Origin of the sequence: Streptomyces shenzhenensis (assembly GCF_021462265.1) — a bacterium.
In the GTDB taxonomy this organism is placed as follows: domain Bacteria; phylum Actinomycetota; class Actinomycetes; order Streptomycetales; family Streptomycetaceae; genus Streptomyces; species Streptomyces shenzhenensis.
In genome coordinates this window covers 63531-84952 of record NZ_JAJONF010000001.1, presented here as the reverse complement: position 1 = coordinate 84952, position 21422 = coordinate 63531, and the positions used below count along the sequence as shown (strand labels likewise).

Genomic DNA, 21422 nt, shown 5'->3' with positions numbered 1-21422 from the left:
GTACGGATGGCCCGTGACCTCCTTCGCCCCGGACTCGATCGTCCTGAACCGCAAGCTGCCGCTCTGGTACCAGGTGTCGCAGTCGCTGCGCGCCTCGATACTCGGCCGCTCGCCCCGGGACCCGCTCCGGCTGCCCACCGAGGAGCAGCTCGCGGAGCACTACGGCGTGAGCGTGCTGACCATGCGGCAGGCGCTGAAGGAACTGGAGGACGAGGGCCTGATCAGCCGGCACCGCCGCCGCGGCACCTTCATCGAACCGGACGCCCGGCGGGGCACCCCGGTACGGCTGCTCGGCTCGGTGGACGCGATCGTGGCCCAGCAGTCGGGCATGACGGCACGGCTGCTGGACCACGGCACGGTGCCCGTCACCGGCGAACTCACCGAGTACTTCCCGGATCTCGCGCAGGTGGCGGCGTACCACCGGCTGCGCAGTGACGAGCAGACCGGCGAGCCCACCAACCACGCCCGCAACCACGTCCGCCCCGAACTGGCCGAGCGCATCGACCCGGAGGACCTCGCCCGCTGGCCGATGACCAAGGTGCTCCGGGACGTCGTCCGCGCGGACATCAGCCGCATCACGGACACGGTCGAGGCCCGCCTGGCCGACCCGGAGACCGCCCGGCTGCTCCAAGTCCCGCTCCTCAGCCCGATCCTGCACTACACGGGCGTCACCTACGACACCGCCGGGCGGGTCCTGGATCTGGCGGTCATCCACTACCGGGGCGACCGTTTCTCCTTCACGGTCACCCTCGACGCCACCTGAACTCGTCGTACGATGCCGGGCGTGACGCCCGACGACGCTCCGCTGCTGGCGGACCTCATGCCGTGGTCCGTCGCACCACTACGGCTCGGCCGGGGGTGGCCGACGGCTCCCGGCCCGGCGACTCTGAAGGCCCGCTGGGACGCCCTTCTCAAGGCCGAGGGCACCGACCGGGAGACGCTGTTCGAGCCGACGCGCTCCCGGTCGGTCCATTCAGCGGTGGCCCAGCTACCGGGCCGGCCGACCGGCACGGAGAGACTGGAGCGGGCCGCGTCCCCCTGCCCGGAGCCGGTCCGCGTCCTGACGGCCCCCTTCGACGAACAGTGGCTGCTCCCGGACCACCGCCTGATCGACGCGGCCCGCCCGGAGTTGTGGCGGGTGGCGGACGACCGCCAGATCTTCGCGGTGGAATCGGCGGAGGGGATGCCCCTGCTGGCGACCTCCCTCCTGCCCACCCTGCGCACGGGCCGCATCCGTCCGCTGTACCGCCGGCCGGGGGGCGACGAACCGAACCTGGCACCGGGGCTGCCGGCCTACCTGGCCGACCGGCTGGGCGAAGACCCCACTCCGGTGGACGTCCTGGCCTGGATCCTGGCGACGGTGCGCGCCGACCACACCGTGCCGCTGACCGGGGACCCCGGCCTCTGGTCGAGAGGCGTGGCACTGGGCCGGCGGGCCCTGTGGCTGCTGCGCCGCGACGGCGAACGCCCCCGGCTCCCGGGCGGCCGCCGCCCGTACGTCCGGGCCCCGCTCCCCGCCCGCCCCCGCACGCTCCTCTACGACCCCGAGGAGGAGGCCCTCCACCTCGACGAGGGCCGCATCTCCCCGGTGCCGCGGGAGGCGTGGGACTTCAGGATGGGCGAGGTACGGGTCCTTCAGGCGTGGTTCACCACCCGCGCGCAACAGGGGGAACCGGGCACCCTGTCGGCGATCGGCCCCACGACATGGCCGCAGCAGCAGACCTCGGAGCTGCTGGAACTGATCACGGTCCTGACCCTGCTGGCAGACGTCCGCGCGCAGCAGGCCGAGCTGGAGATCAAGACACCGATCACGGCGGCCGACCTGACCGCGGCGGGCGTTCTCCCGCCGCCGGAGACGGCCCGCAAACCGGCGTCGATCCTGGAGCACACGGAAGAGGGCCCGGCGGGTCAACTGACGCTGCTGTGAGTCGCCCAGGGGCGCGGGCCGCGTTCGGTCCGCGGCTGCCGCCGCGCGGGCGCGCCCGACGCCCGCCCACCCGCGGCCTACGACGACGCGAACCCGTCCAGAACCCGCGCCACCGCCCGCCGGAAAACCCCCTCCATGTCAACCGGCCCCGAATCCTGCGCGAACGCCTCCGCCATCCGCGGATACGCCCCCGAGGCGATCTGCCCCCCGAGGTAGGCGATGCGCATCGCGTTCTCCCGTTCCTCGGACCACGGCAGGTTCCGCACCCGCTCGGCCGTGTCGATCTCGTTCCGCACATAGGTGGTGACCACACCGTTCACCATGGCGACCAGCTCGAACTTGGTGCCGTACGACGCGTCCAGCGGCTCCAGGCAGGCCAGACAGTGCTCCAGATACCGCAGCGCATGGGGGCTGAAGCCGTAGACCGGTGACATCAGACGGGCCACCCACGGGTGTCGGCGCATCAGCTCCCGGGTCTGCTCGGCGACCCGCATCATGTCGGCCCGCCAGTTCCCCGTCGGCTCCCAGAGCTCGTGCTCCGCGCTGACCGCGTCGAACATCAGCTCGTACAGGTCCTCCTTGCGGGGGACGTAGTTGTACAGCGACATGGTGCCGCACCCCACGCCGGCCGCCACATGCCGCATCGACACCGCGTCCAGACCCTCCGCGTCGGCGATCCGCACCGCGACCGCCGCGATGTCGGCGCGGGTGAACGCCGGCCGCGGCCCCCTCCCGGTCCGCTCGGGACGCGCCCAGATCACCTCGGGTTCGACCCCTCGGACTGCCATCGGTCATCACCTCGCCCACCATCCTAGTTACGTACAGCGTACGTAGTGCGCTATGGTCGCCGTATGACTACTACGTACGCTGTACTTAGTGAGGGTCTGGAGAAGCGCTTCGGCGCCGTGCACGCCCTGCGCGGTCTCGATCTGGCCGTACGGCAGGGCGCGGTCTGCGGACTGCTCGGGCCGAACGGGGCGGGGAAGACGACGGCCGTACGCCTGCTGGCCACCCTCCTCCGGCCGGACGCCGGCTCCGCCCGCGTCGCGGGGCACGACCTGGTCCGGGACGCGGCGGCCGTACGCCGCAGCATCGGCGTCACCGGCCAGTACGCCTCGGTCGACGGCGACCTCACCGGCCACGAGAACCTGCGCCTCTTCGCCCGGCTGCACCGGGTGCCGGGGCCGAACGACCGGGCGGCCGAACTCCTCGGCCGCTTCGGTCTCGCCGAGGCGGCCGACCGCAAGGCAGCCACCTACTCCGGCGGTATGCGCCGCCGCCTCGACCTCGCGGCGAGCCTGGTCCGCCGCCCCGCCGTGCTGTTCCTCGACGAGCCCACCACCGGCCTCGACCCGGCCAGCAGGAACGGCATCTGGGACACGGTGCGCGAGCTGGCCGCGGACGGCACGACGGTGCTGCTCACCACGCAGTACCTGGAGGAGGCCGACCAGCTCGCCGACGACATCGTGCTGATCGACCGGGGCCGGGTGGCCCGGACCGGCTCTCCCGCCGAACTGAAGGCTCTCGTCGGCCGGTACGCACAGGCGGTGGTCGCCGACCGGGACGCGCTGCCGAAGGCCGCCGCCGTCATCGATCAACTCACCGGAGCGGAGCCGCAGTTCGATCACGACGGGCACACCGTCGGCGCCGTCACCACCGATCCCACCCTCACCCTCCCCCGCCTGGTGCGCGAACTCGACGCGGCGGGAGTGCCGTTGCTCGACGCGAGCATCAGACAGCCGACCCTGGACGACGTCTTCCTCCGACTGACGGGAAGCCCCGCATGAGTGAGCTCGTGTACGACGGTGTCGCGATGGCGGGACGGCAGCTGCGCCGGGTCCGCAACAGCCCGGGCCTCGCGGTCCTCACCCAGCTGATGCCGGTCAACATGCTGCTGTTCTTCGGCTACGTCTTCGGCAGCGCGCTGGCGATGCCCGGCCAGGAGTACCGCTCCTTCCTCGTCCCGGGACTGCTGGTGGCGACCGCGGCCGGCGGGATCATGACGGGGATGTTCCAGGCCGCCCAGGACACCCATCGAGGCGTGACGGACCGCTTCCGGAGCATGCCGGTGAGCCGGGCCGCGGTACCGCTGGGACAGGCGGTGGCGGACCTCGTCGTCACCACGGTGGGTACCGTTCCCCTGCTCCTGGTGGGACTCGCCGTGGGCTGGCGCGTCGAGGGCTCGGCAGCCGCGGCGGCCGGCGCGGTGGGCCTGCTGCTCCTGTTCCGGTTCGCCTGCACGACCGTCGGCATCCACCTCGGCCTGCTCACCCGCAGCGAGGAGGCGGCCGGTCAGCTCGGGGCGTCCTTCTTCGTGCTGCCGCTGCTCTCCGACGCCTACATTCCCACCGGCAACCTCCCCGGCTGGCTGCGCACGCTCGCCGAGTGGAACCCGATCAGCGCGGTGACGACGGCCCTGCGCGACCTCTTCGGCAACGCTCCCGTCCCGGACGGCGCGGCCTGGCCGGTGGCGCACCCCGTCCTGGGCTCGGTTCTCTGGAGCGTGGTCCTCATCGCCGTCTTCCTGCCCCTGGCCGTCCGCCGGTACGGTCACTGCTGACAAACCCGGTGGTCACCGGACATGATCCGGTCCATGGACCGTCTCCCCCTGCCTCTCGAAGGCATCACCGTCGTCGCCGTCGAACAGGCCGTGGCCGCCCCCTTCGCCACCCGGCAGCTCGCCGACCTCGGGGCCCGCGTCATCAAGGTGGAGCGGACCGACGGCGGGGACTTCGCGCGTGGCTACGACACCGCCGCCCGGGGGCTCGCCTCGCACTTCGTGTGGTGCAACCGGGGCAAGGAGTCCATCGCGCTGGACCTCAAGGACCCACGCGGCCTGGACGTCGTACGGCGGCTGATCGCGGACGCGGACGTCTTCGTGCAGAACCTGGCGCACGGTGCCGCGTCCCGGCTCGGGCTCGACGCGGCCACGCTGTGCGCCGCGCACCCCCGGCTGGTCGCGGTGGACATCTCCGGGTACGGGGCGTCGGGGCCGTACGCCGGCAAACGCGCGTACGACATGCTCGTGCAGTGCGAGGCGGGGCTGGTGTCGGTCACCGGGACGCCGGAGCAGCCCGTGAAGGCCGGGATCCCGGCCGCGGACATCGCGGCGGCCATGTACGCCTTCTCGGGCGTCCTCGCGGCGCTGGTGCGGCGCGGGACCACCGGGCGGGGCGGGCCGGTGGAGGTGTCGATGCTGGAGGCACTGGCCGAGTGGCTCGGGCATCCGCTGCATCACACGATGCACGGCGGGACGCCGCCCGATCGCACGGGTCTGGCGCATGCCGTGATCGCGCCGTACGACGCCTATCCGACCGCGGACGGCGGGCGGGTGCTGCTGTCCGTGCAGAACGACCGGGAGTGGCGGCGACTGGCCGAACAGGTGATCGGCCGGCCCGAGTGGGGCACGGATCCGGCGTTCGCGACGAACGCGGCACGGGTGGCGAACCGGGCGCGGACCGACGAACTGGTCGGCACCGCTCTCAAGGCGCTCGGTGCCGACGAGGCGCTGGCACGGCTGGAGGCCGCGGGCATCGCGTGCGCGCGGCTGCGGGATCTGCGGGAACTGGCCGGGCATCCGCAGCTGGCGGCGCGGCAGCGGTGGCGGGAAGTGGGGTCACCGGTCGGGCCACTGCGTGCGTTGCTGCCACCCATCACGCTGCCGGGCGGGGACGAGGCGCGGATGGGGGACGTACCCGCGCTCGGGCAGCACACCGGGGCGCTGCTGCGTGCCGTGGGGATGACGGACGCCGAGATCGCAGCGTTGCGCCGGGACGGTGTGGCGGCCTGAGCGCGGGCGTGACGGTCGGGCGGTCAGTGCTTGTTGCCGCCGAACAGTGAACGGCGCAGCCTGCGCAGCGGCGCGAAGAGGGAGACACGGCCGACCCGCGTGACCCGGTCGCTGCGCTGCGCGGGTTCACGCGCGGTCAGCTCACGCATCAGCGAGGTCGCCTCGACCGCCTGCTGCTGCGGTATGGCGGGACCCGCCAGCACCGACAGATGGCGGTCGAGGCGCGAACTGGTCGCGCCGCTCCCGCAGGTGATCGCAGGAACCCTCGCCCTGCTGCGTGTTATCTGATCCATGTCACTCCCCACCCGTACGAGTCCACCCGGCCCGGGCAGGGTAACCCTATCGCCCCGAGGGGGCACTCGTGTATCGCGGTCACAGGATTCACCTTCCCCGCAAGGGTGTTGACGACCCCTCTTGAACTACGCTTCGATTACTTTCCGAATCCGACCGATTCCAGGGCGAGTTGGACAACTGGCTGACTGGTGGGCTGCGCTGACCCTCCGGCGGGCTCGACGGTCACGGCGAGTGACGTCGCGGACCTGCTCAGCCCTGTCGCGACCAGGGGCGTGCCGGCCTTGAAGAGCCCGAGGGAGCGCGGTTGCACACGGGGGCGCATGAGCCAGAGCTGGTGCACCCGGCCGTTCGCCGGGGTGCCGTATCCGCTGAGCGTGACGACGGCCCGCCCCTCCGAAGCGGAGGCCACCGCTCCGATACTCCGGCCCTGGGCGTCCTGGTAGCTGGTCGCGCGGGCGTCCGTCGCGGCCAGCACGTGGGCGATCTCACGTGACTGGGAGCGCGCGGCGTCGAGCTGCTCCTGGGTCCGGTCGGCCTGCACCGCGAACAGTGAGGCGACGACCAGCGCGGCGGCCGCGGTGGCGGTGGCGAACGGCACGAACAGCGGACGCGGCCGCCGGCGCGGCGGCGGGGGCTGCGCGCCCCAGACGTGCGGCGGCAGATTGGGCACGCGCTCCTGGCCCAGGGCCGGCTCCTGCGGGGTGGCGCGTACGGCGGCCAGCACCCGGTCGCGCATCGCGAGCGGCGGCGGGGCCGCCGTCGACCAGGCGAGCCGCACCGCGTCCTCGGTCAGCGCCCGGACCTCGCCGGCACACCGGTCGCAGTCCTTGAGATGCCTCTCGAAGCGCCGCCGTTCACCGGCGTCCAGGGCGTCGAGGGCGTAGGGCGGGGCCAGCGAGTGCAGGTCCTCGCGGTGCAGCAGGCGGCCGACGAGACTCATGCGGTGCCTCCCAGGCAGTCACGCATCCGGGTGAGTCCGTCGCGCATCCGGGTCTTGACCGTGCCCAGCGGCAGCTTGAGCCGCTCGGCGACCTCACGGTAGGTGTAGCCGTCGTAGTAGGCGAGTGTGACGGACTGGCGCTGCAGGGCGGTGAGGCGGTCCAGGCAGCGGCGCACCCATTCACGCTCCAGGCCGGCCTCCACCGTCTCGGCGACCTGGTCGAAGGCGGGTTCGCCGGCGCGCAGGGCCTCGCGCTGTTCGCGTTCGCCGGCCGCGCGGGCGCTGCGCACCCGGTCGACGGCGCGGCGGTGGGCGAGGGTGAGGACCCAGGACAGGGCACTGCCCCGGCCGGGGTCGAATCTGGCCGCGGAGCGCCAGAGTTCGAGCAGCACCTCCTGGGCCACCTCCTCGGACTGGGCGGGGTCGCGGACCACGCGTCGCACGAGCCCGAACACCGGACCGGACACAAGTCCGTAGAGGTCCTCGAACGCCTTCTGGTCGCCTCCGGCGACCAGCACCAGCAGTTCGTCCGCCTCCACCCCGTCCCCCCTCCTGTGGCCGCACCCGGCCCGTCCTCCCACACCAGGCATTCGCAACTGACACACCTCCGGCAGAAGTACGTACGCGAGCGCCCGAAACGCGGGTTGACCACGAAAAAAGATTTTCTTTCCGCTGACCAATCCAAACGGCCCCGCCGCTCCGTATACCCGTCCGTCAAGCAAGTTGGGACCGAGGGACGGACGGCATGACACCTCTAAACTCCAGGAGCGGCGCGCGGCGCAAGGGCCTCGTCACGCTCATCTGTGGGGCACTGGCCACCGGTGGGATCACAGCCGCCAGCGTCGCCGCGCTGGAACCGGGGGCGGCCTCCGCCTCCTCCCACCGGGAGGCCCCGCTCATCTCGGGCACTCCGCAGTACGACAACACCGACCTGTACGCGTTCGTCAGCCCGGACAAGCCCGACACCACGACGATCGTGTCGGACTACATCCCCTTCGAGGAGCCGGCCGGCGGCCCGAACTTCTACCAGTTCGCCGACGACGCCCAGTACGACATCCACATCGACAACAACGGTGACGCGCTGGACGACCTGATCTTCCGTTACACCTTCCGTACCAAGATCAAGAACAAGAACACGTTCCTCTACAACACGGGCGTGGTCGACAGCCTGAACGACCCCGACCTGAACGTCACGCAGTCGTACGACCTCGACCTCATCAAGCTGAAGAACGGCAGGCAGCAGTACCGGACGCGGATCGCCGACAACGTCCCGGCGGCTCCCTCGGACGTCGGCAAGGCGTCGATGCCCGACTACGCGAAGCTGCGCTCCCAGGCCATCTACAAGACGGCGAACGGCGGCGCGACCTTCGCCGGCCAGGCCGACGACCCGTTCTTCGCCGACCTGCGCGTCTTCGACCTGCTGTACGGCGGCAACCTCTCCGAGGTCGGGCGGGACACCCTCAAGGGCTACAACGTCAACACGATCGCGCTCCAGGTGCCGAACTCCCTGATCCGGCAGTCGGCGTCGCGTCCGACCGTCGGCGTCTACGCGACGACCCAGCGCAGGAACGCGCAGGGCTACTACGCGCAGGTCTCGCGCCTGGGCAACCCGTTGGTCAACGAGGTCGTCAACCCGCAGAAGGACAAGGACAGGTTCAACGCGTCCCAGCCGAAGGACGACGCGCAGTTCCTGAAGAACGTCACCAACCCGGAACTGCCGAAGCTGATCCAGCAGATCTACAACATCAAGGCGCCGTCCGAGCCCCGCAACGACCTCGTCAGCGTGTTCCTCACGGGCGTCAAGGGCCTCAACACGGAGCAGCCGCAGGCGAAGCCGTCGGAGATGCTCCGCCTGAACACGTCCATCAAGCCCACCGCCAAGCCCAAGCGGCTCGGTGTCCTGGACGGCGACAACGCGGGCTTCCCGAACGGGCGCCGGCTCACCGACGACGTGATCGACGAGGCGCTCCAGGTCATGGAGGGCGAACTGGTCGGTTCCAAGAACGACCTGGGCGACGCGGTCGACAAGAACGACAAGGGCTTCGAGAAGTACTTCCCGTACGTGGCCGAGCCGACGTCCGGCTCGCGCGGTGCGCTCGCCAAGAGCGCGGCCCAGAGCAGCACGAAGAGCGCGCTGGGCGACGCCCTGACCGGTTCCGGTGACAGCAACACGACACTGATCGCCGGGTCGGCGGCCGCGGGTGCGGCGGGCGTGCTGCTGATCGGCACCGGGTTCGGCTGGTGGCGGCGTCGGATGCGGCGGCCGTACTAGTCGCCGTTCCGGCAAGGGCAGCTGGGTGACCGCGGGTCGGTGGTGGCTGATCGCGCCCGCGCGACGGTAGTCGCACATCCATCACAGCCCCGCACCCCTTACGGGGCGATCGATTCACGCCCCTCATGTACTGGCGCGGCCCGCACCCACTCAATCCCCCACGGCGCGGGCCGCGCCGCCCCACGCGAACAGCTACTAGGAGAGGGCATGGCCCCGGGTACGAACGACAAGCAGCCCGCCGAGACCAAGGACGACGAGCGCGTCGCCGCCCTGCGCCGGTTCGCCGCCGCGGGGCGGAACCGGCGGCGGGCCCGACTCGCCGGCTCCGCCGTGCTGATGGCGATCGCGCTGACCGGCGGGGCGATCGCCTTCGGGTCCGACGGGGACAGCGGTACGGCGGCGGTGGCCACGTCGAGCGCGGTGGACCCGGCGCTGCTGGCGAGCGGCGACCTCGACACCACGATCGCCTCTCTCCAGGCACACCTCCGCACCCAGCCGAAGGACTCCGACAGCTGGGCCACCCTCGGCCTCGCCTACGTCGAGCAGGCGCGCACCAAGGGCGACCCGTCCCGCTACCCGCAGGCCGAGAAGGCCCTCAAGCGCGCGCTCCTGATCACCCCGGACAACGACCAGGCGCTGGCCGCCGAGGCCGCGCTCGCCGCCGCCCGGCACGAGTTCGCGCCGGCGCTCACCTACGCCGACCAGGCCCTGAAGCAGAACGCGTACAACGCAAACGCCCTGTCCTCGCGAATCGACGCCCTGGTCGAGCTCGGCCGCTACGACGAGGCGAGCAAGGCGGCCGACCTCGCCGACCAACGCAAGCCCGGCGTACCGGTGTTCACGCGGTACGCGTATGTGCGGGAGCTGCGCGGTGACGTGCGGGGCGCCCGGCGGGTGCTGACGCAGGCACTGGCCACGGCCACGTCGAAGGGCGACATCTCCTACGTGGCCGCCCAGCTCGGTCTGCTCGCCTGGAACCAGGGCGACTACAAGAGCGCGCTGAACTACTACGCCCGTGCCCTGGCCGCCGACGAGAACTACCTTCCGGCGCTGGAGGGCCGGGCCCGCGCCCAGGCGGCGACCGGCGACCGGGCCGACGCCATCAAGGGCATGGAACTGGTCGTCTCCCGCTACCCCCTGCCCCAGCCCCTGGTCGAGCTCGGCGAGTTGTACGAGGACCGGGGCGCCAAGGGCGACAAGGAGAGGGCCGAGAACCAGTACGCCCTCGTCGAGGCCTGGATCGCGCTCGCCCGCGCCAACGGCGTCAACGCCGACCTCGACACCGCCCTCGCCGCCGCCGACCACGGCAACAGGGCCGAGGCGCTGAAGGCCGCGCGCACCGAGTGGGCCCGCCGTCACACCGTGCACACCGCGGACGCGCTGGCCTGGGCCCTGCATGTCAACGGCAAGGACAAGGAGGCACTGCCCTACGCCCGGCAGGCCACTGCCACCGGCTATCACAACGCCTCCTTCCTCTACCACCTGGGCATGATCGAGCTGGCGGGCGGCGAGAAGGCGGCCGGCCGGGCCGCCCTCGCCAAGGCCCTCGACCTCAACCCGGGCTTCTCCCCGCTGGGCGCCCGTGCGGCCCGCAAGGCGCTGGAGGCCGCGAAGTGAACCTGCGCCGGATCGCCGCCCTCTTCACCACGGCCTGCGCCCTGGCCCTTCTCCCCGCCACGGCCGCGAGCGCCCACCCACTCGGCAACTTCACCGTCAACAAGTACGACGGTCTCGTCGCCGCCCCCGGACAGCTCCGCGTCGACCACTTCGAGGACCTCGCCGAGATCCCGGCGACCCAGGCCAAACCCGATCTGAAGCGGCTGGGCACCGCCAAGTGGGCCGAGCAGCGCTGCACGACGGCGGCGGACGGCAGCAGGCTCACCGTCGACGGCACGGCCACGCCCCTGGCCGTCACCACCAGCCGTGCCGAACTGCGTCCCGGCCAGGCGGGTCTGAACACTCTGCGGGTGTCGTGCAGGTTCACCGCGCCGCTCCCGAAGGGCTCCGCCGTCACCCTGGCCTTCCACAGCGCGGGCACCGACTCCGGCCCCGGCTGGCGGGAGATCACTGCGCGCGGCGACCGGATGACGCTGACGAAGACGGACGTACCGAAGACGTCCGTCTCCCACGAACTCACCAGCTACCCCAAGGACCTGCTCTCCTCCCCCGCCGACATCACCAGCGCCGCCGTCCGGGTACGGCCGGGCGGCCCCGCCCTCGCCCAGGAACAGCAGGCCACCCCGGGGGCCGAGATCCTCCCCCGGGGCATCGACCGCTGGACCCAGGCCCTGACCGACCTGGTCGCCCGCCATCACCTCACCGTCGGCTTCGCGGCGCTGGCACTGTTCATCGCGATCGGCCTCGGCGCGATGCACGCCCTCGCACCGGGCCACGGCAAGACCCTGATGGCGGCGACCGCGGCGGCCCGGGGCGGCCGCGCCCGCCTCCGTGACGTCCTCCCGCTGGCCGCGTCGGTCACGGTCACCCACACCCTGGGCGTGGTCGCCCTCGGCGTCCTGGTGACAGCGGGCTCGGCGGCCACGCCCTCGGTGATCGCCTGGCTGGGCATCGCGAGCGGCCTCACGGTCCTCGCCGCGGGCGCGAACCTGACCCGCAGGGCCTGGCGGAACAGGACCCACGAGCAGGCGCATGCCCACGGCCACCACCATCACCACCACCACGATCACGATCACGCTCACGCCCCGGCCGAGAAGCGAGAACCGGCCCTGGTCGGCGCCCACACGCACGATCACGACCACGGCGCTCAGCCACATCCTTCAGCCCGTCCGACGTTCGAGGACCAGGCCCTTCAGCACCATCACGACCACGGCGCTCAGCCACATCCTTCAGCCCGTCCGGCGTTTGAGGACGAAGCCGTTCAGGCCGAAGCGGGGTCCGGGGGCGCAGCCCCCGCTGACGGCCACACCAACCCGCCGCACACGCACGGCGGCCACACCCACACCCACCCCACGGCCCCCACCCTCCGCGGCACCGTCCTCCTCGGCTTCGCCGGCGGCCTCGTCCCCAGCCCCTCCGCCGTCGTCGTGCTCGTCGGTGCCGCCGCCCTCGGCCATGCCTGGTTCGGGCTGCTTCTCGTCGTCGCCTACGGCGTCGGTCTCGCGCTGACGCTGACCGCCGCCGGGTTCGCCGTCGTCAAGCTGGGTACGGGAATGACTCAGGTGATGGACAAACGCCCGCGCTGGACCGCCCACCCCATCGCCACACTGGTCCGCAGGACCACCCCGCTCGCCTCGGCGCTCGTGGTCGTGGCCCTGGGCGCCGGACTGGTGCTCAAGGGGGCCGCATCCGCGTTCCTCTGAGTTACGTTTGTGATGAATTCGCGCGAGCTGCCGTGGGGGGCACCCGTGACCGAAGAGCCGGGTCGTGAGCGAGTGATCGCGGGCCGCTACCGACTGCTGTCCCCGCTGGGCGAGGGCGGCATGGGAACCGTGTGGCGGGCCCGCGACGAGGTGCTGGGCCGTGACGTCGCCGTCAAGGAGGTGCGGGCGCCCGCCGGGCTGCCCGGCTCCGACGTCGAGCGGATGTACGCCCGTCTGGAACGCGAGGCCTGGGCCGCGGCCCGGGTCGCGAACCGCAATGTCGTCACGGTGTACGACGTGGCGGTGGAGGGCGGACGGCCCTGGATCGTCATGGAGTTGGTCCCGGGCGTGTCCCTGGCCGACGTGCTGGAGGCGGAGGGCCCGATGTCGCCGCAGCGGGCGGCGGGCATCGGCGCCGAGGTGCTGTCCGCGCTGCGCTCCGCGCACGCCGCCGGGGTGCTGCACCGGGACGTGAAGCCCGGCAACGTGCTGCTGTCGAACGACGGCCGGGTGGTGCTCACCGACTTCGGGATCGCCACGGTCGAGGGCAGCTCGGCGCTGACCATGACCGGCGAGGTGATCGGCTCACCGGAGTTCCTCGCCCCGGAGCGGGCGCTCGGACGGGCGTTCGGCCCCGAGTCCGACCTGTGGTCGCTCGGGGTGCTGCTGTACGCGGCGGTGGAGGGCGCCTCGCCGTTCCGGCAGAACACCCCGCTGAACACCCTGCGGGCCGTGGTGGACGAGGAGTTGCCGCCGCCGTACCGGGCCGGGCCGCTCGCCCCCGTCATCGAGGGGCTGCTCCGCAAGGACCCGGCGCAGCGGCTGTCGGCCGACCAGGCCGAGCGCGACCTGCGGTTGATCGCGGCCGGGGGCACCCCGAGCACAGCCGTCACCGTCCCGGTCCCGGCACCGTACGAGGCCCCGACCCGCGTCGCCCGGCAGCCTCGGCCGTCCTCGCCCACGCCCCCGCTGCCCACCCCGACGGACATCCGGCCGCCGGCCTCGGACCACGAAGGCAACCGCAGGGCCGGCACCGTGCTGATCATCGGCCTGGTACTGGTCGCCCTCGCGCTCGGCGGGCTGACGTACGCCCTTCTCCACCGGAACAACGGCGGCAGTGGCGGCGGCGACGCCGGTGCCGGCCAGTCGGCCAGCAGCCTCAGCTCCCCGGCGCCCAGCCGGAGCAGCACGACCAGGTCCGGGTCCCCGTCGGCGTCCGCGAGCAGCAGCGCGCCCGCGCAGAGCGTGAAGGTCAGTGTGGCCGGGTCCGGTACGGACTACTCGGGGGCCTGCCCGCCGTCGTCCGCGCAGGCGCCGACGTTCACGGCGACGTTCACGGTGGGGAGCGTGCCCGCGGACGTGCGGTACCGGTGGGTGCTGAAGAACGGGACGCTCAACGACCAGGGCTGGAAGACGCTGTCCTTCCCGGACGGCGGCGGGAAGACCCGGCAGACGAGGGTGACCGTGACGACCTGGTCCGGCAGCGGGACACTGCGCGACGCGATCGCCGTCGAGGTGCGCAGCCCGGTGGAGACGACGTCCAACTCGGTGCCGTTCTCGGTGACCTGCACCAGCACGACGGAGACCCCGACCGGCGGGGCCTCCTCATCGGCTTCGCCTTCGCCTTCGCCTTCGAGTTCGGGCTAGAACTCAGGAAGCGTTGGCGGTCAGGACCGGCAGATAGGCGCCGGAGTGGCCGCCCGCGGTGGGATGGTACGACTCGGTGATGGCCAGCCAGTTGACGCTGTGCAGCCAGGAGCTGCCGGAGCAGATCTCGTGGCTGGAGAACGCGGAGCGGACGTCGCCGAAGGTGAACCCGTGGTCGGCCGCGCGCTTGGCGATCGCGGTGTCGATGTAGTCGGCGGCGTTGTTGATGGCGGTGCGCTTGGCCGTGGAGAGACCGAGACAGGTGGTGCCCAGCAGGTAGAAGCGGGGGTAGCCGAGGACGACGACCTTGGCGTTGGGGGCCTTGGCGCTGATCGCGTCGTAGACGTTGTCGAGTTTGCCGGGGAGGGTGGAGTCGACGTAGGCCTCCGCGGTGCTGATGCGGGACAGGCAGGTGCTGTCGGAGCTGAGCACACAGGTCGTCATGATGTCCGCGAAGCCCGCGTCGTTGCCGCCGATGCTGATGGAGACCAGGGCGGTCGAGGAGCTGAGGGTGCCGAGCTGGCTGGAGAGCACATCGTCGGTGGTGGCGCCCGAACAGGCGAGGAACGAGAACGAGGACGGGCTGTGGGCGGCGTTCCACAGGTAGGGGTAGGCGTTGGTGCTGCGGTCGCAGCTGCCACTTGAGCTGATGTAGCTGCCGGCGCCGACGCCGGACGAGTACGAGTCGCCGAGTGCCACATAGCCCCCGGTCGCGGCCTGTGCTTCGGTCGCGGCCGCCCCGGTGAGGGCGAGGCCGGTGGCGAGGAGGAGTGAAGTCACGTATGCCGTAATTCGGGAACGTCTCATGGAACCTCCCTTTAGCAGGATCTCTGCAGCAACCGTCTTAGCAACTACGCGCGTTGACGGGAAGTGTCCATGCCAAAACTGTTCCGGATCTCAACTGGCCCTAAACTGGCTGAAACTGCACGTTCCCGCCGCATTTCATCACGTTCAACAGAGATCCCGAGGAACGTGCCGTCGTCGATCACCGGAACGCGCCGTTGTCGAGCGACTTGTCCCCCGACGGCATCAGGCGTCTCGGGGAACGGTCACGTCCAAAGGCCCGCTTCACGCCTCGCGTTCGCCTGCGCGAGATCGAGGCCCGGCATCCGGCGCCCCGGGGGCGAGGTGGTCCGGGTCGCGGTCCGGTCCGGGGTGCGGCGACTGTGCCGCCTGCGGGACGGCTTCTGGTTCTCGCTGCCGCTGCTCGCGGTACCCCCGGCCTCGCCGGCGCAGCGCTTTCTGACGCTCAAGTGACGGGGGTGAAGCGACGCACGGGGTGCACCTGGTGAGCGACTTCACCTCGTACGGGTTCCAGTAGCAGCCGGAGTCGGCACCGCCCTCGGCCAGGGCGATCAGCTCGTTCGCGCATGAAGTCGACGCGCCGGGCCGGCGCGCCGAAGTCGTAACGTCCTTTCACCGGCTCGGGGTTGCCGGCGCCCCAGCCCACGACGGCCCGGTCCTGCGGCGGCCCGGCGTCCTGGGAGCGCACCCATGACGTCCCATCAAGGACAACAGGTGCGGCGGGACTCGCCCCGGGGCCGGGTCTCGGCGATCGCCGGCCGTGCGGCAGGCCGGGGGCGCTCCGGGCTGTGCGCCGGGCCCCCTCGGGTACTCCGGAAGCTCGGTGCGCGCCCGACACTCCCCTCCCACTCCGGAAAACGGGTGCGCGGCGGGGTCCGGTGACGGATCATGGCGGCATGTCTGCCAAGCCGCACGAGACGCTGCCGATCCGGCTGAACGTCGACGACTCCGACTCCCCGTCCGATGTCGTCGACGCGCTGTTCCTCGGCCGCTTCGCGACGGGCGAGCAGCCGTACTCGCACGCGGCGAACATCGACCGGGTGCGCTCCGGGGCGACCCTGCTGCCGAAGGAGGCGCGGGTGCTGCGGGTGGCCCGCGACGACGACCGCAGCGCGACCCTGGCGGAGGGCGACGGCTGGACCCTGCTGGTCTCCCGCTGGAACCGGGGCGCTGACGTCACGGTCACCGCGACCACCGCCGAATTGGCCGCGAAGGTGCTGAACGAGGCGACGGACGGCGCGGCGGACGAGCCGGAACCGCAGCCGGAGAACGTGACCATGGGTTTCTGGTACGTCTCCCCGCGCCGTGGCCCGCACCGCACCACCCGGCAGATCTCCGCGGGCACCTGGGACGAGGTCCGCGCCAACTACACGGCGCCGGTCGCGGACGCGATGGACCGCCTGATGAAGACGACCCCGGAGGACATCGCCGGCCGGCTCCTGCTGCTGCACGGCCCGCCGGGCACCGGCAAGACCTCCGCCCTGCGCACCCTCGCCCGGTCCTGGCGGGACTGGTGCCAGGTGGACTGCGTCCTCGACCCGGAGCGGCTCTTCTCCGACGTCGGCTATCTGATGGACATCGCGATCGGCGAGGAGGACGGCGCCGGCAAGGGCCGCTGGCGGCTCCTGCTGCTGGAGGACTGCGACGAACTGATCCGCGGCGAGGCCAAGCACACGGCGGGCCAGGCGCTGTCCCGGCTGCTGAACCTGACCGACGGCCTGCTCGGCCAGGGCCGCAACGTCCTGGTCGGTGTCACCACCAACGAGGACCTGGAGCGGCTGCACCCCGCCGTGGTCCGGCCCGGCCGCTGCCTGGCCCGCATCGAGGTGGGCCCGCTGACCCATCGCGAGGCGGTGAACTGGCTCGGCACCGAGGAGGGTGTGAGCCGGGACGGGGCGACCCTGGCGGAGTTGTACGCGCTGCGCCGGGGCACCGCGCCGACCTCGGTACCGGGGGCGCGCGAGGGCGCGGACGCGGGGCTGTACCTGTAGTGCTTTGATGGGGGTATGCCCCTGTTCATCGGAACGTCGGGCTGGCAGTACAAGGACTGGCGGGACGTCCTGTACCCGGCCGACGTACCCATGCGCTCGTGGCTGGAGACCTACGCGGAGCACTTCACCACGGTCGAACTGAACAACGCCTTCTACCGCCTCCCGTCCCGCGAGAACTTCGAGTCCTGGCGGGACCGGGTCCCGCCGGACTTCGTGATCGCGGTCAAGGCGAGCCGCTACCTGACGCACATCAAACGCCTCAAGGACCCCGCGGAGCCGGTCGACCGCCTGATGACCCACGCGGCGGGCCTCGGCGACCGGCTGGGCCCGGTCCTCCTCCAACTCCCCCCGACACTCAGGGCGGACCCGTCACTTCTGGACGCCTGCCTGGCGTGTTTTCCGCGCGGTACGCGGGTGGCGGTGGAGCCCCGCCATGACTCGTGGTGGACGCGGGAGACCCGCGAGGTCCTGGAGTCCCGGGGCGCGGCCTTGTGCTGGGCCGACATCCAGGCCCGCCCCATGACCCCCCTGTGGCACACCACCGACTGGGCCTACGTCCGCTTCCACCAGGGCCGGGCCCATCCCTGGCCCCGCTACGGCCGCCGCTCCCTGGAGACGTGGGCCGACCGCATCGCCACGGCGTACCCGAAGGAGGCCGACGTCTACACGTACTTCAACAACGACCCGGGCGGGGCGGCGGTACGGGACGCGGTGGCGTTCGGGAGAGCGGCGCAACGGGCTGGGCTGACGGTGACCCGCACCCCGCAGCTGAGCACCAGCGGCTGACGCCGCAGCGCTTCCCACGTCGGGCCGAGCGGAGCAGGGCACCGCCCGGTCGCTTGTTGCCGTCGGTCTTCTCTCCTGCCGCAACGGCCCTCAGCCATGACGGGGGAACCGGCGGTGCCGGGCCCCGCCCTCAGCCCTCCCCGTAGACCGCCCGCAGGGCATCCCGGGCCGCGGACAGCGCCTCCTCCTCGCCCAACCCCAGCCGCCGCACCCGATCGGCGTAGGCCTGGGCGGCCAGTGACGCCTCGCGCTCGGCGGCGGAGCCCGCCGCGGCGACGAACGTGCCGTTGCGGCCCCGCGTCTCGATCACCCCGTCCGTCTCCAGCGCCCGGTACGCCTTGGCCACCGTGTTCACCGCGAGGCCCAGCGACTCGGCCAGCCCCCTGACCGTCGGCAGCCGGTACCCCACCGGCAGCACCCCGCCCCGCGCCTGCTCGGAGATCTGCGCCCGCACCTGCTCGTACGGCGGCGCGCTGTCATCGATGTGGATCTTCAAGGTCACGGCCCGATTCTCCCGCACCCGCCGGAAAATGAGAGGCATCCCGCTCACGTCCCCGCATAGCGTGCGCCCCATGACAGTGATCGTGCGTGACCTGCGCCCCGACGTCCGGTCCGACGCCGAGGGCTTTGCCCGGGTCCGGCAGCTCGCCCTGCCCTACATGCTGTACACCCCCGAGTCCCTGGTCCACGATCTCACGCACGCCCACCCCGACGCCCGCTTCCGCCTGCTGATCGCGGAGGAGGACGGCGAGGTCATCGGCACCGCCCAGGTCGGCGTCGCCCACGAGAGCACGGAACCGGGCCAGGGCTTCGCCAACGTGTACGTGCACCCGGAGCGCACCGGCCGGGGCGCCGGCACCCTCCTCGTCCGCAGCGCGGAGGCACACCTGTCGGCGGTGGGCGGGAGCACGTTGTTCACCTGGGTCCTGGACGCCCCGTCCAACCGTGCCTTCGCCGAGCGCCGCGGCTACACCGCGAGCCGCTCCTCCCACTTCCTCCGTCTCGACCTGGCGCACGGCGCGCTCCCCCCGCCGCGGACTCCCCCGCCCGGCGCGGAGCTGCGCACCGCCGCCGACTTCGCCGACGACCCGCGCCCTCTCTTCGACCTCGACGCGGAGACGATACGGGACGAACCGAGCGACATCGACTTCGAGTTCGCCGACTACGAGGCATGGCTGGACGAGACCTGGCGGCACCCGCTTTTCAGCCGGGAGCTGACCTCGGTCGTCCTGGTCGACGGGCGCCCCGCGGCCTTCAGCTCGGCCCGCACCGACGGCGGCACACGGTACGGCACCATCATGACCGGCACCGCCCGCGCCTTCCGCGGCCGGGGACTGGCCAAGCTCGCCAAGAACGACTCCCTGCACCGCGCCCGCGCCGCCGGCCACACGGAGGCGTTCACGGGCAACGACAGCGGCAACGGCCCGATGCTGGCGATCAACAAGTGGTTCGGGTACGAGATCTGCGCAACGGAGGTCAGGTATGTCCGTGAACTCGGCTGAGCCGACCGGCACGGTGGACGTCGTGCTGGTCAAGGCAGGCCGCACGAAGATCAGTTATCCCGCCGAGCTGCTGCACGACGACGGCAACCGGATCGCCGTGCGCGCCCCCTGGGCCGGCGACACGCCCCGCGACTTCGGCTTCGTCCGCTTCGAACCGGGCGACGTCTTCACCGAGTTCTACTGGCGGGACCGCTGGTACGCGGTGAAGGAGGTCCGGGCCGCCGACGGCACGCTGAAGGGCTGGTACTGCGACGTCACACGCCCCGCCACGCTGGCGGGCGGCCGGCTGGTCGTCGAGGACCTCGACCTGGACCTGTGGCGCTCCGCCGACGGCGGGGACGTACGGCGCCTGGACGAGGACGAGTTCGCCGAGAGCGGGCTGGCGGAGCGGGACCCGGAGGCCGCGGCGGCGGCCGTGACCGCGCTCGACACGCTGGAGGCCCTGGCCCACGAGCCGGATTTCACCGATCGGCTGTCCCTGCTGTCCTGAAGCCCTCTCACACCGTCGCCACCACCGCGTACCGCTCGTCGGCCACCTCCTTCCCCCACAGCACCGCCTGCGCGGACAGCGGCTCCACGCGCACGTCCGCGGCGAGCGGCGCGAGGAGGGCGGCGAGCCGGCCGGAGGGGATTCCGACAGGTGCACCGGGGGGAGTCGCGGCCCCCCAGACCCCCTCCACCAGCACGAACCGCCCTCCGGGGCGCAACAGGCCCCGCCAGTGCCGCAGCACACGCGCGGGATCGGGCAGCGTCCACAGCACATGCCGCACCAGCACGGTGTCGAAGAGCCGCTCGCCCACGGGCGGCGCCGCGGCGTCGCCGAGCAGGAACACCGCGTCACGGCCGGCGAGCTTGGCGCGGGCCCGCGCCAGCATCGCCGGGGAGCTGTCCACCCCGGTGACGCGGTGGCCCTGCTCGGCGGCGAGGAGGGCGAGGCTGCCGGTGCCGCAGCCGAGGTCGAGGACATCGGCCGGACGGGCGGGCAGCCACGCCCGGAGCCGCGCCGCCCAGGCCGCGCGCACCTCGGGCGTGCCCAGCCCGTGATCGGGCTCCGCATCGAAGGTGGCGGCCTCCGCATCCCAGTCGACACACAGCGCAACTGTCTGATCACTGTCGTTCGTCATGCCCCCAGCGTGACACCCGCCACTGACACTCGATCCGTGTGACAGCGACCACTGACAGACCGGCACCGATGAGGAACTCTCGCCACAAGGGTCTACCTCCGTGAGAACACGGAACTCGGTAGGCGCTCAAGGAGGCAGCCATGCGCCGCACGACCGTGCAGAAGCCCCTGAAGAGGACGGACAGCCGCCGGATCCGCGAGGAGGCCGACGAGCGCCCCGCCGGACGCCCGGAGGTGCGGAAGGACATCGCACGCACCTGGTGGCCGGACGGCTGACCGTGCCGGTGTCCTCCGCGCCCTTTCAGCTCAGCCGCTTGCGGTAGTGGACGCGGTCGTAGGGCCCGTCCACCCGCCGTTCGACGACTTCGTAGCCGTACCTCGGGTACAGCTTCCGGTTCTCCCACATCATCGCGTTGGTGTAGAGCCTGACCTCTGACAGGCCGAGCGCACGCGCGCGTGCGTCCACGAAGGCCAGCAGCAGCCGCCCCACCCCCGTGCCGTGCGCGTCGGGGTGGACGGCGACGCTGTCGAGGAACAGGTGGTCCTCGTGTGCCTCGATGACGACGAGCCCGGTCACCGGCTCCCCGACGACGAACACCCGCCCCGCGGACACATTCGCCATGTGGTCCGCCTCCATGGGCTGCGGCACCACCCCGATCCGCGCGATGTAGGGCTGGTACGCCATGTCGGTCACGGCCTTCACGGCCGGCACGTCGGCGGCCCCGGCGAGCCGGATCTCGTCGTTCGTCACGGCGTGAACGCTATCTACCTCAGCGCAGTCTGAGCACTCCCTTAAGACGACCATAAGGATCTCCTTCGCCCGCTCCCAGCAGGCGATTCCACGGTTTCCTGGGGCTAGCTTTCTGATCGCCCCCACGGGACCCGGCCCGGCCGGACCGAGCCCGACCCGAGGACCGTCGCGAGGAGTCCCGCATGCGCGCAACACGCCGTCAGGCCGCCGCCGTGGCGCTCGGCGTGGGCACGGTCACGTTCGCCGCCGCGCGATCGGCGGAGCGGGCGCCCCGG

Annotated in this window: 22 protein-coding genes; 14 read left to right on the top strand and 8 right to left on the bottom strand. The window is 72.1% G+C overall.

The annotated features are described in order from the left end of the window. Window positions 1–13 precede the first annotated feature (13 nt). Together LQ326_RS00385 and LQ326_RS00380 are read left to right on the top strand one after the other, a co-directional pair. Complete coding sequence (locus LQ326_RS00385) at window positions 14–763, top strand: GntR family transcriptional regulator (RefSeq protein WP_234531322.1); 750 nt, start codon at window positions 14–16, stop codon at window positions 761–763. Window positions 764–775: 12 nt separating this feature from the next. Then, window positions 776–1927, top strand: a complete 1152-nt coding sequence (locus tag LQ326_RS00380; RefSeq protein ID WP_234531321.1) for a type ISP restriction/modification enzyme — start codon at window positions 776–778, stop codon at window positions 1925–1927. Between the two features lie 77 nt (window positions 1928–2004). Here the strand turns inward: LQ326_RS00380 and LQ326_RS00375 are convergent, their stop codons facing one another. Continuing rightward, a complete protein-coding gene (locus LQ326_RS00375; RefSeq protein WP_234531320.1) occupies window positions 2005–2715 on the bottom strand; it encodes a TetR/AcrR family transcriptional regulator in 711 nt (236 codons plus the stop codon). Between the two features lie 63 nt (window positions 2716–2778). Here LQ326_RS00375 and LQ326_RS00370 point away from each other — a divergent pair, with 63 nt between their 5' ends. The 3 genes from LQ326_RS00370 to LQ326_RS00360 are packed head-to-tail and all read left to right on the top strand — an operon-like array spanning window position 2779 to window position 5717. Next, a complete protein-coding gene (locus LQ326_RS00370) occupies window positions 2779–3714 on the top strand; it encodes an ATP-binding cassette domain-containing protein (protein WP_234531319.1) in 936 nt (311 codons plus the stop codon). Then, window positions 3711–4487: an ABC transporter permease gene (locus LQ326_RS00365; protein ID WP_234531318.1), complete on the top strand. Its 777-nt coding sequence runs from the start codon at window positions 3711–3713 to the stop codon at window positions 4485–4487. Before LQ326_RS00370 ends, LQ326_RS00365 begins: the two co-directional genes overlap by 4 nt. 33 nt (window positions 4488–4520) lie before the next feature. Continuing rightward, window positions 4521–5717 carry a CaiB/BaiF CoA transferase family protein gene (locus LQ326_RS00360; RefSeq protein ID WP_234531317.1) on the top strand — a complete coding sequence of 399 codons (1197 nt, stop codon included), beginning with the start codon at window positions 4521–4523 and terminating at the stop codon, window positions 5715–5717. A 23-nt stretch (window positions 5718–5740) separates the two neighbouring features. On the opposite strand, the gene LQ326_RS00355 is transcribed toward LQ326_RS00360, so the two are convergent. The 3 genes from LQ326_RS00355 to LQ326_RS00345 form a co-directional block, all read right to left on the bottom strand. Continuing rightward, the gene (locus LQ326_RS00355) at window positions 5741–6010 is read right to left on the bottom strand and encodes a hypothetical protein (RefSeq protein WP_234531315.1); all 270 of its coding nucleotides are present in this window, start codon (window positions 6008–6010) and stop codon (window positions 5741–5743) included. A gap of 137 nt (window positions 6011–6147) precedes the next feature. Continuing rightward, window positions 6148–6951, bottom strand: a complete 804-nt coding sequence (locus LQ326_RS00350; protein ID WP_234531313.1) for an anti-sigma factor — start codon at window positions 6949–6951, stop codon at window positions 6148–6150. Then, a complete protein-coding gene (locus LQ326_RS00345; RefSeq protein ID WP_234531310.1) occupies window positions 6948–7490 on the bottom strand; it encodes a sigma-70 family RNA polymerase sigma factor in 543 nt (180 codons plus the stop codon). The genes LQ326_RS00350 and LQ326_RS00345 overlap by 4 nt, the downstream gene beginning before the upstream one ends. A gap of 206 nt (window positions 7491–7696) precedes the next feature. Here LQ326_RS00345 and LQ326_RS00340 point away from each other — a divergent pair, with 206 nt between their 5' ends. The 4 genes from LQ326_RS00340 (at window position 7697) to LQ326_RS00325 (ending at window position 14190) form a co-directional block, all read left to right on the top strand. After that, window positions 7697–9223: a DUF4331 domain-containing protein gene (locus LQ326_RS00340; protein ID WP_234531305.1), complete on the top strand. Its 1527-nt coding sequence runs from the start codon at window positions 7697–7699 to the stop codon at window positions 9221–9223. A 207-nt stretch (window positions 9224–9430) separates the two neighbouring features. Beyond that, window positions 9431–10840 (top strand): tetratricopeptide repeat protein, encoded by a 1410-nt coding sequence (locus tag LQ326_RS00335; RefSeq protein WP_234531304.1) that lies wholly within the window; start codon window positions 9431–9433, stop codon window positions 10838–10840. After that, window positions 10837–12543 carry a sulfite exporter TauE/SafE family protein gene (locus tag LQ326_RS00330; RefSeq protein WP_234531303.1) on the top strand — a complete coding sequence of 569 codons (1707 nt, stop codon included), beginning with the start codon at window positions 10837–10839 and terminating at the stop codon, window positions 12541–12543. The genes LQ326_RS00335 and LQ326_RS00330 overlap by 4 nt, the downstream gene beginning before the upstream one ends. A 45-nt stretch (window positions 12544–12588) precedes the next feature. Continuing rightward, on the top strand, window positions 12589–14190 hold the full coding sequence (locus LQ326_RS00325) for a serine/threonine-protein kinase (protein ID WP_234531301.1): 1602 nt from the start codon (window positions 12589–12591) through the stop codon (window positions 14188–14190). A 3-nt stretch (window positions 14191–14193) separates the two neighbouring features. Here the strand turns inward: LQ326_RS00325 and LQ326_RS00320 are convergent, their stop codons facing one another. Beyond that, window positions 14194–14997, bottom strand: a complete 804-nt coding sequence (locus LQ326_RS00320; protein ID WP_234531299.1) for an SGNH/GDSL hydrolase family protein — start codon at window positions 14995–14997, stop codon at window positions 14194–14196. 893 nt (window positions 14998–15890) lie between these two features. Here LQ326_RS00320 and LQ326_RS00315 point away from each other — a divergent pair. Continuing rightward, on the top strand, window positions 15891–16985 hold the full coding sequence (locus tag LQ326_RS00315; protein WP_234531298.1) for a DUF5925 domain-containing protein: 1095 nt from the start codon (window positions 15891–15893) through the stop codon (window positions 16983–16985). Window positions 16986–17000: 15 nt separating this feature from the next. Beyond that, complete coding sequence (locus LQ326_RS00310; RefSeq protein WP_234531297.1) at window positions 17001–17771, top strand: DUF72 domain-containing protein; 771 nt, start codon at window positions 17001–17003, stop codon at window positions 17769–17771. A gap of 130 nt (window positions 17772–17901) precedes the next feature. Here the strand turns inward: LQ326_RS00310 and LQ326_RS00305 are convergent, their stop codons facing one another. Then, on the bottom strand, window positions 17902–18273 hold the full coding sequence (locus tag LQ326_RS00305; RefSeq protein ID WP_234531295.1) for a GntR family transcriptional regulator: 372 nt from the start codon (window positions 18271–18273) through the stop codon (window positions 17902–17904). Window positions 18274–18343: 70 nt separating this feature from the next. On the opposite strand from LQ326_RS00305, the gene LQ326_RS00300 reads away from it, so the two are divergent. Next, window positions 18344–19273, top strand: coding sequence for a GNAT family N-acetyltransferase (locus tag LQ326_RS00300; RefSeq protein WP_234531289.1), 930 nt, complete (start codon window positions 18344–18346; stop codon window positions 19271–19273). Next, window positions 19254–19763, top strand: coding sequence for a ribonuclease FAU-1 family protein (locus LQ326_RS00295; protein WP_234531288.1), 510 nt, complete (start codon window positions 19254–19256; stop codon window positions 19761–19763). Before LQ326_RS00300 ends, LQ326_RS00295 begins: the two co-directional genes overlap by 20 nt. Window positions 19764–19770: 7 nt before the next feature. Here the strand turns inward: LQ326_RS00295 and LQ326_RS00290 are convergent, their stop codons facing one another. Beyond that, the gene (locus LQ326_RS00290) at window positions 19771–20397 is read right to left on the bottom strand and encodes a class I SAM-dependent methyltransferase (protein WP_234531287.1); all 627 of its coding nucleotides are present in this window, start codon (window positions 20395–20397) and stop codon (window positions 19771–19773) included. A gap of 140 nt (window positions 20398–20537) precedes the next feature. On the opposite strand from LQ326_RS00290, the gene LQ326_RS47690 reads away from it, so the two are divergent. Then, complete coding sequence (locus LQ326_RS47690) at window positions 20538–20672, top strand: hypothetical protein (RefSeq protein ID WP_089102986.1); 135 nt, start codon at window positions 20538–20540, stop codon at window positions 20670–20672. 25 nt (window positions 20673–20697) lie between these two features. Here LQ326_RS47690 and LQ326_RS00285 read toward each other — a convergent pair whose 3' ends face one another. Further along, the gene (locus LQ326_RS00285; protein ID WP_234531286.1) at window positions 20698–21147 is read right to left on the bottom strand and encodes a GNAT family N-acetyltransferase; all 450 of its coding nucleotides are present in this window, start codon (window positions 21145–21147) and stop codon (window positions 20698–20700) included. Between the last annotated feature and the right edge of the window lie 275 nt (window positions 21148–21422).

What these genes read in the sequence shown, in the direction of transcription:
- LQ326_RS00380 (WP_234531321.1), top strand. Translation starts at nt 776, where the DNA reads ATGCCGGGCGTGACGCCCGACGACGCTCCGCTGCTGGCGGACCTCATG.
- LQ326_RS00375 (WP_234531320.1), bottom strand. Translation starts at nt 2,715, where the DNA reads ATGGCAGTCCGAGGGGTCGAACCCGAGGTGATCTGGGCGCGTCCCGAG.
- LQ326_RS00370 (WP_234531319.1), top strand. Translation starts at nt 2,779, where the DNA reads ATGACTACTACGTACGCTGTACTTAGTGAGGGTCTGGAGAAGCGCTTC.
- LQ326_RS00365 (WP_234531318.1), top strand. Translation starts at nt 3,711, where the DNA reads ATGAGTGAGCTCGTGTACGACGGTGTCGCGATGGCGGGACGGCAGCTG.
- LQ326_RS00360 (WP_234531317.1), top strand. Translation starts at nt 4,521, where the DNA reads ATGGACCGTCTCCCCCTGCCTCTCGAAGGCATCACCGTCGTCGCCGTC.
- LQ326_RS00355 (WP_234531315.1), bottom strand. Translation starts at nt 6,010, where the DNA reads ATGGATCAGATAACACGCAGCAGGGCGAGGGTTCCTGCGATCACCTGC.
- LQ326_RS00350 (WP_234531313.1), bottom strand. Translation starts at nt 6,951, where the DNA reads ATGAGTCTCGTCGGCCGCCTGCTGCACCGCGAGGACCTGCACTCGCTG.
- LQ326_RS00340 (WP_234531305.1), top strand. Translation starts at nt 7,697, where the DNA reads ATGACACCTCTAAACTCCAGGAGCGGCGCGCGGCGCAAGGGCCTCGTC.
- LQ326_RS00335 (WP_234531304.1), top strand. Translation starts at nt 9,431, where the DNA reads ATGGCCCCGGGTACGAACGACAAGCAGCCCGCCGAGACCAAGGACGAC.
- LQ326_RS00320 (WP_234531299.1), bottom strand. Translation starts at nt 14,997, where the DNA reads ATGAGACGTTCCCGAATTACGGCATACGTGACTTCACTCCTCCTCGCC.
- LQ326_RS00315 (WP_234531298.1), top strand. Translation starts at nt 15,891, where the DNA reads ATGTCTGCCAAGCCGCACGAGACGCTGCCGATCCGGCTGAACGTCGAC.
- LQ326_RS00310 (WP_234531297.1), top strand. Translation starts at nt 17,001, where the DNA reads ATGCCCCTGTTCATCGGAACGTCGGGCTGGCAGTACAAGGACTGGCGG.
- LQ326_RS00300 (WP_234531289.1), top strand. Translation starts at nt 18,344, where the DNA reads ATGACAGTGATCGTGCGTGACCTGCGCCCCGACGTCCGGTCCGACGCC.
- LQ326_RS00295 (WP_234531288.1), top strand. Translation starts at nt 19,254, where the DNA reads ATGTCCGTGAACTCGGCTGAGCCGACCGGCACGGTGGACGTCGTGCTG.
- LQ326_RS00290 (WP_234531287.1), bottom strand. Translation starts at nt 20,397, where the DNA reads ATGACGAACGACAGTGATCAGACAGTTGCGCTGTGTGTCGACTGGGAT.
- LQ326_RS47690 (WP_089102986.1), top strand. Translation starts at nt 20,538, where the DNA reads ATGCGCCGCACGACCGTGCAGAAGCCCCTGAAGAGGACGGACAGCCGC.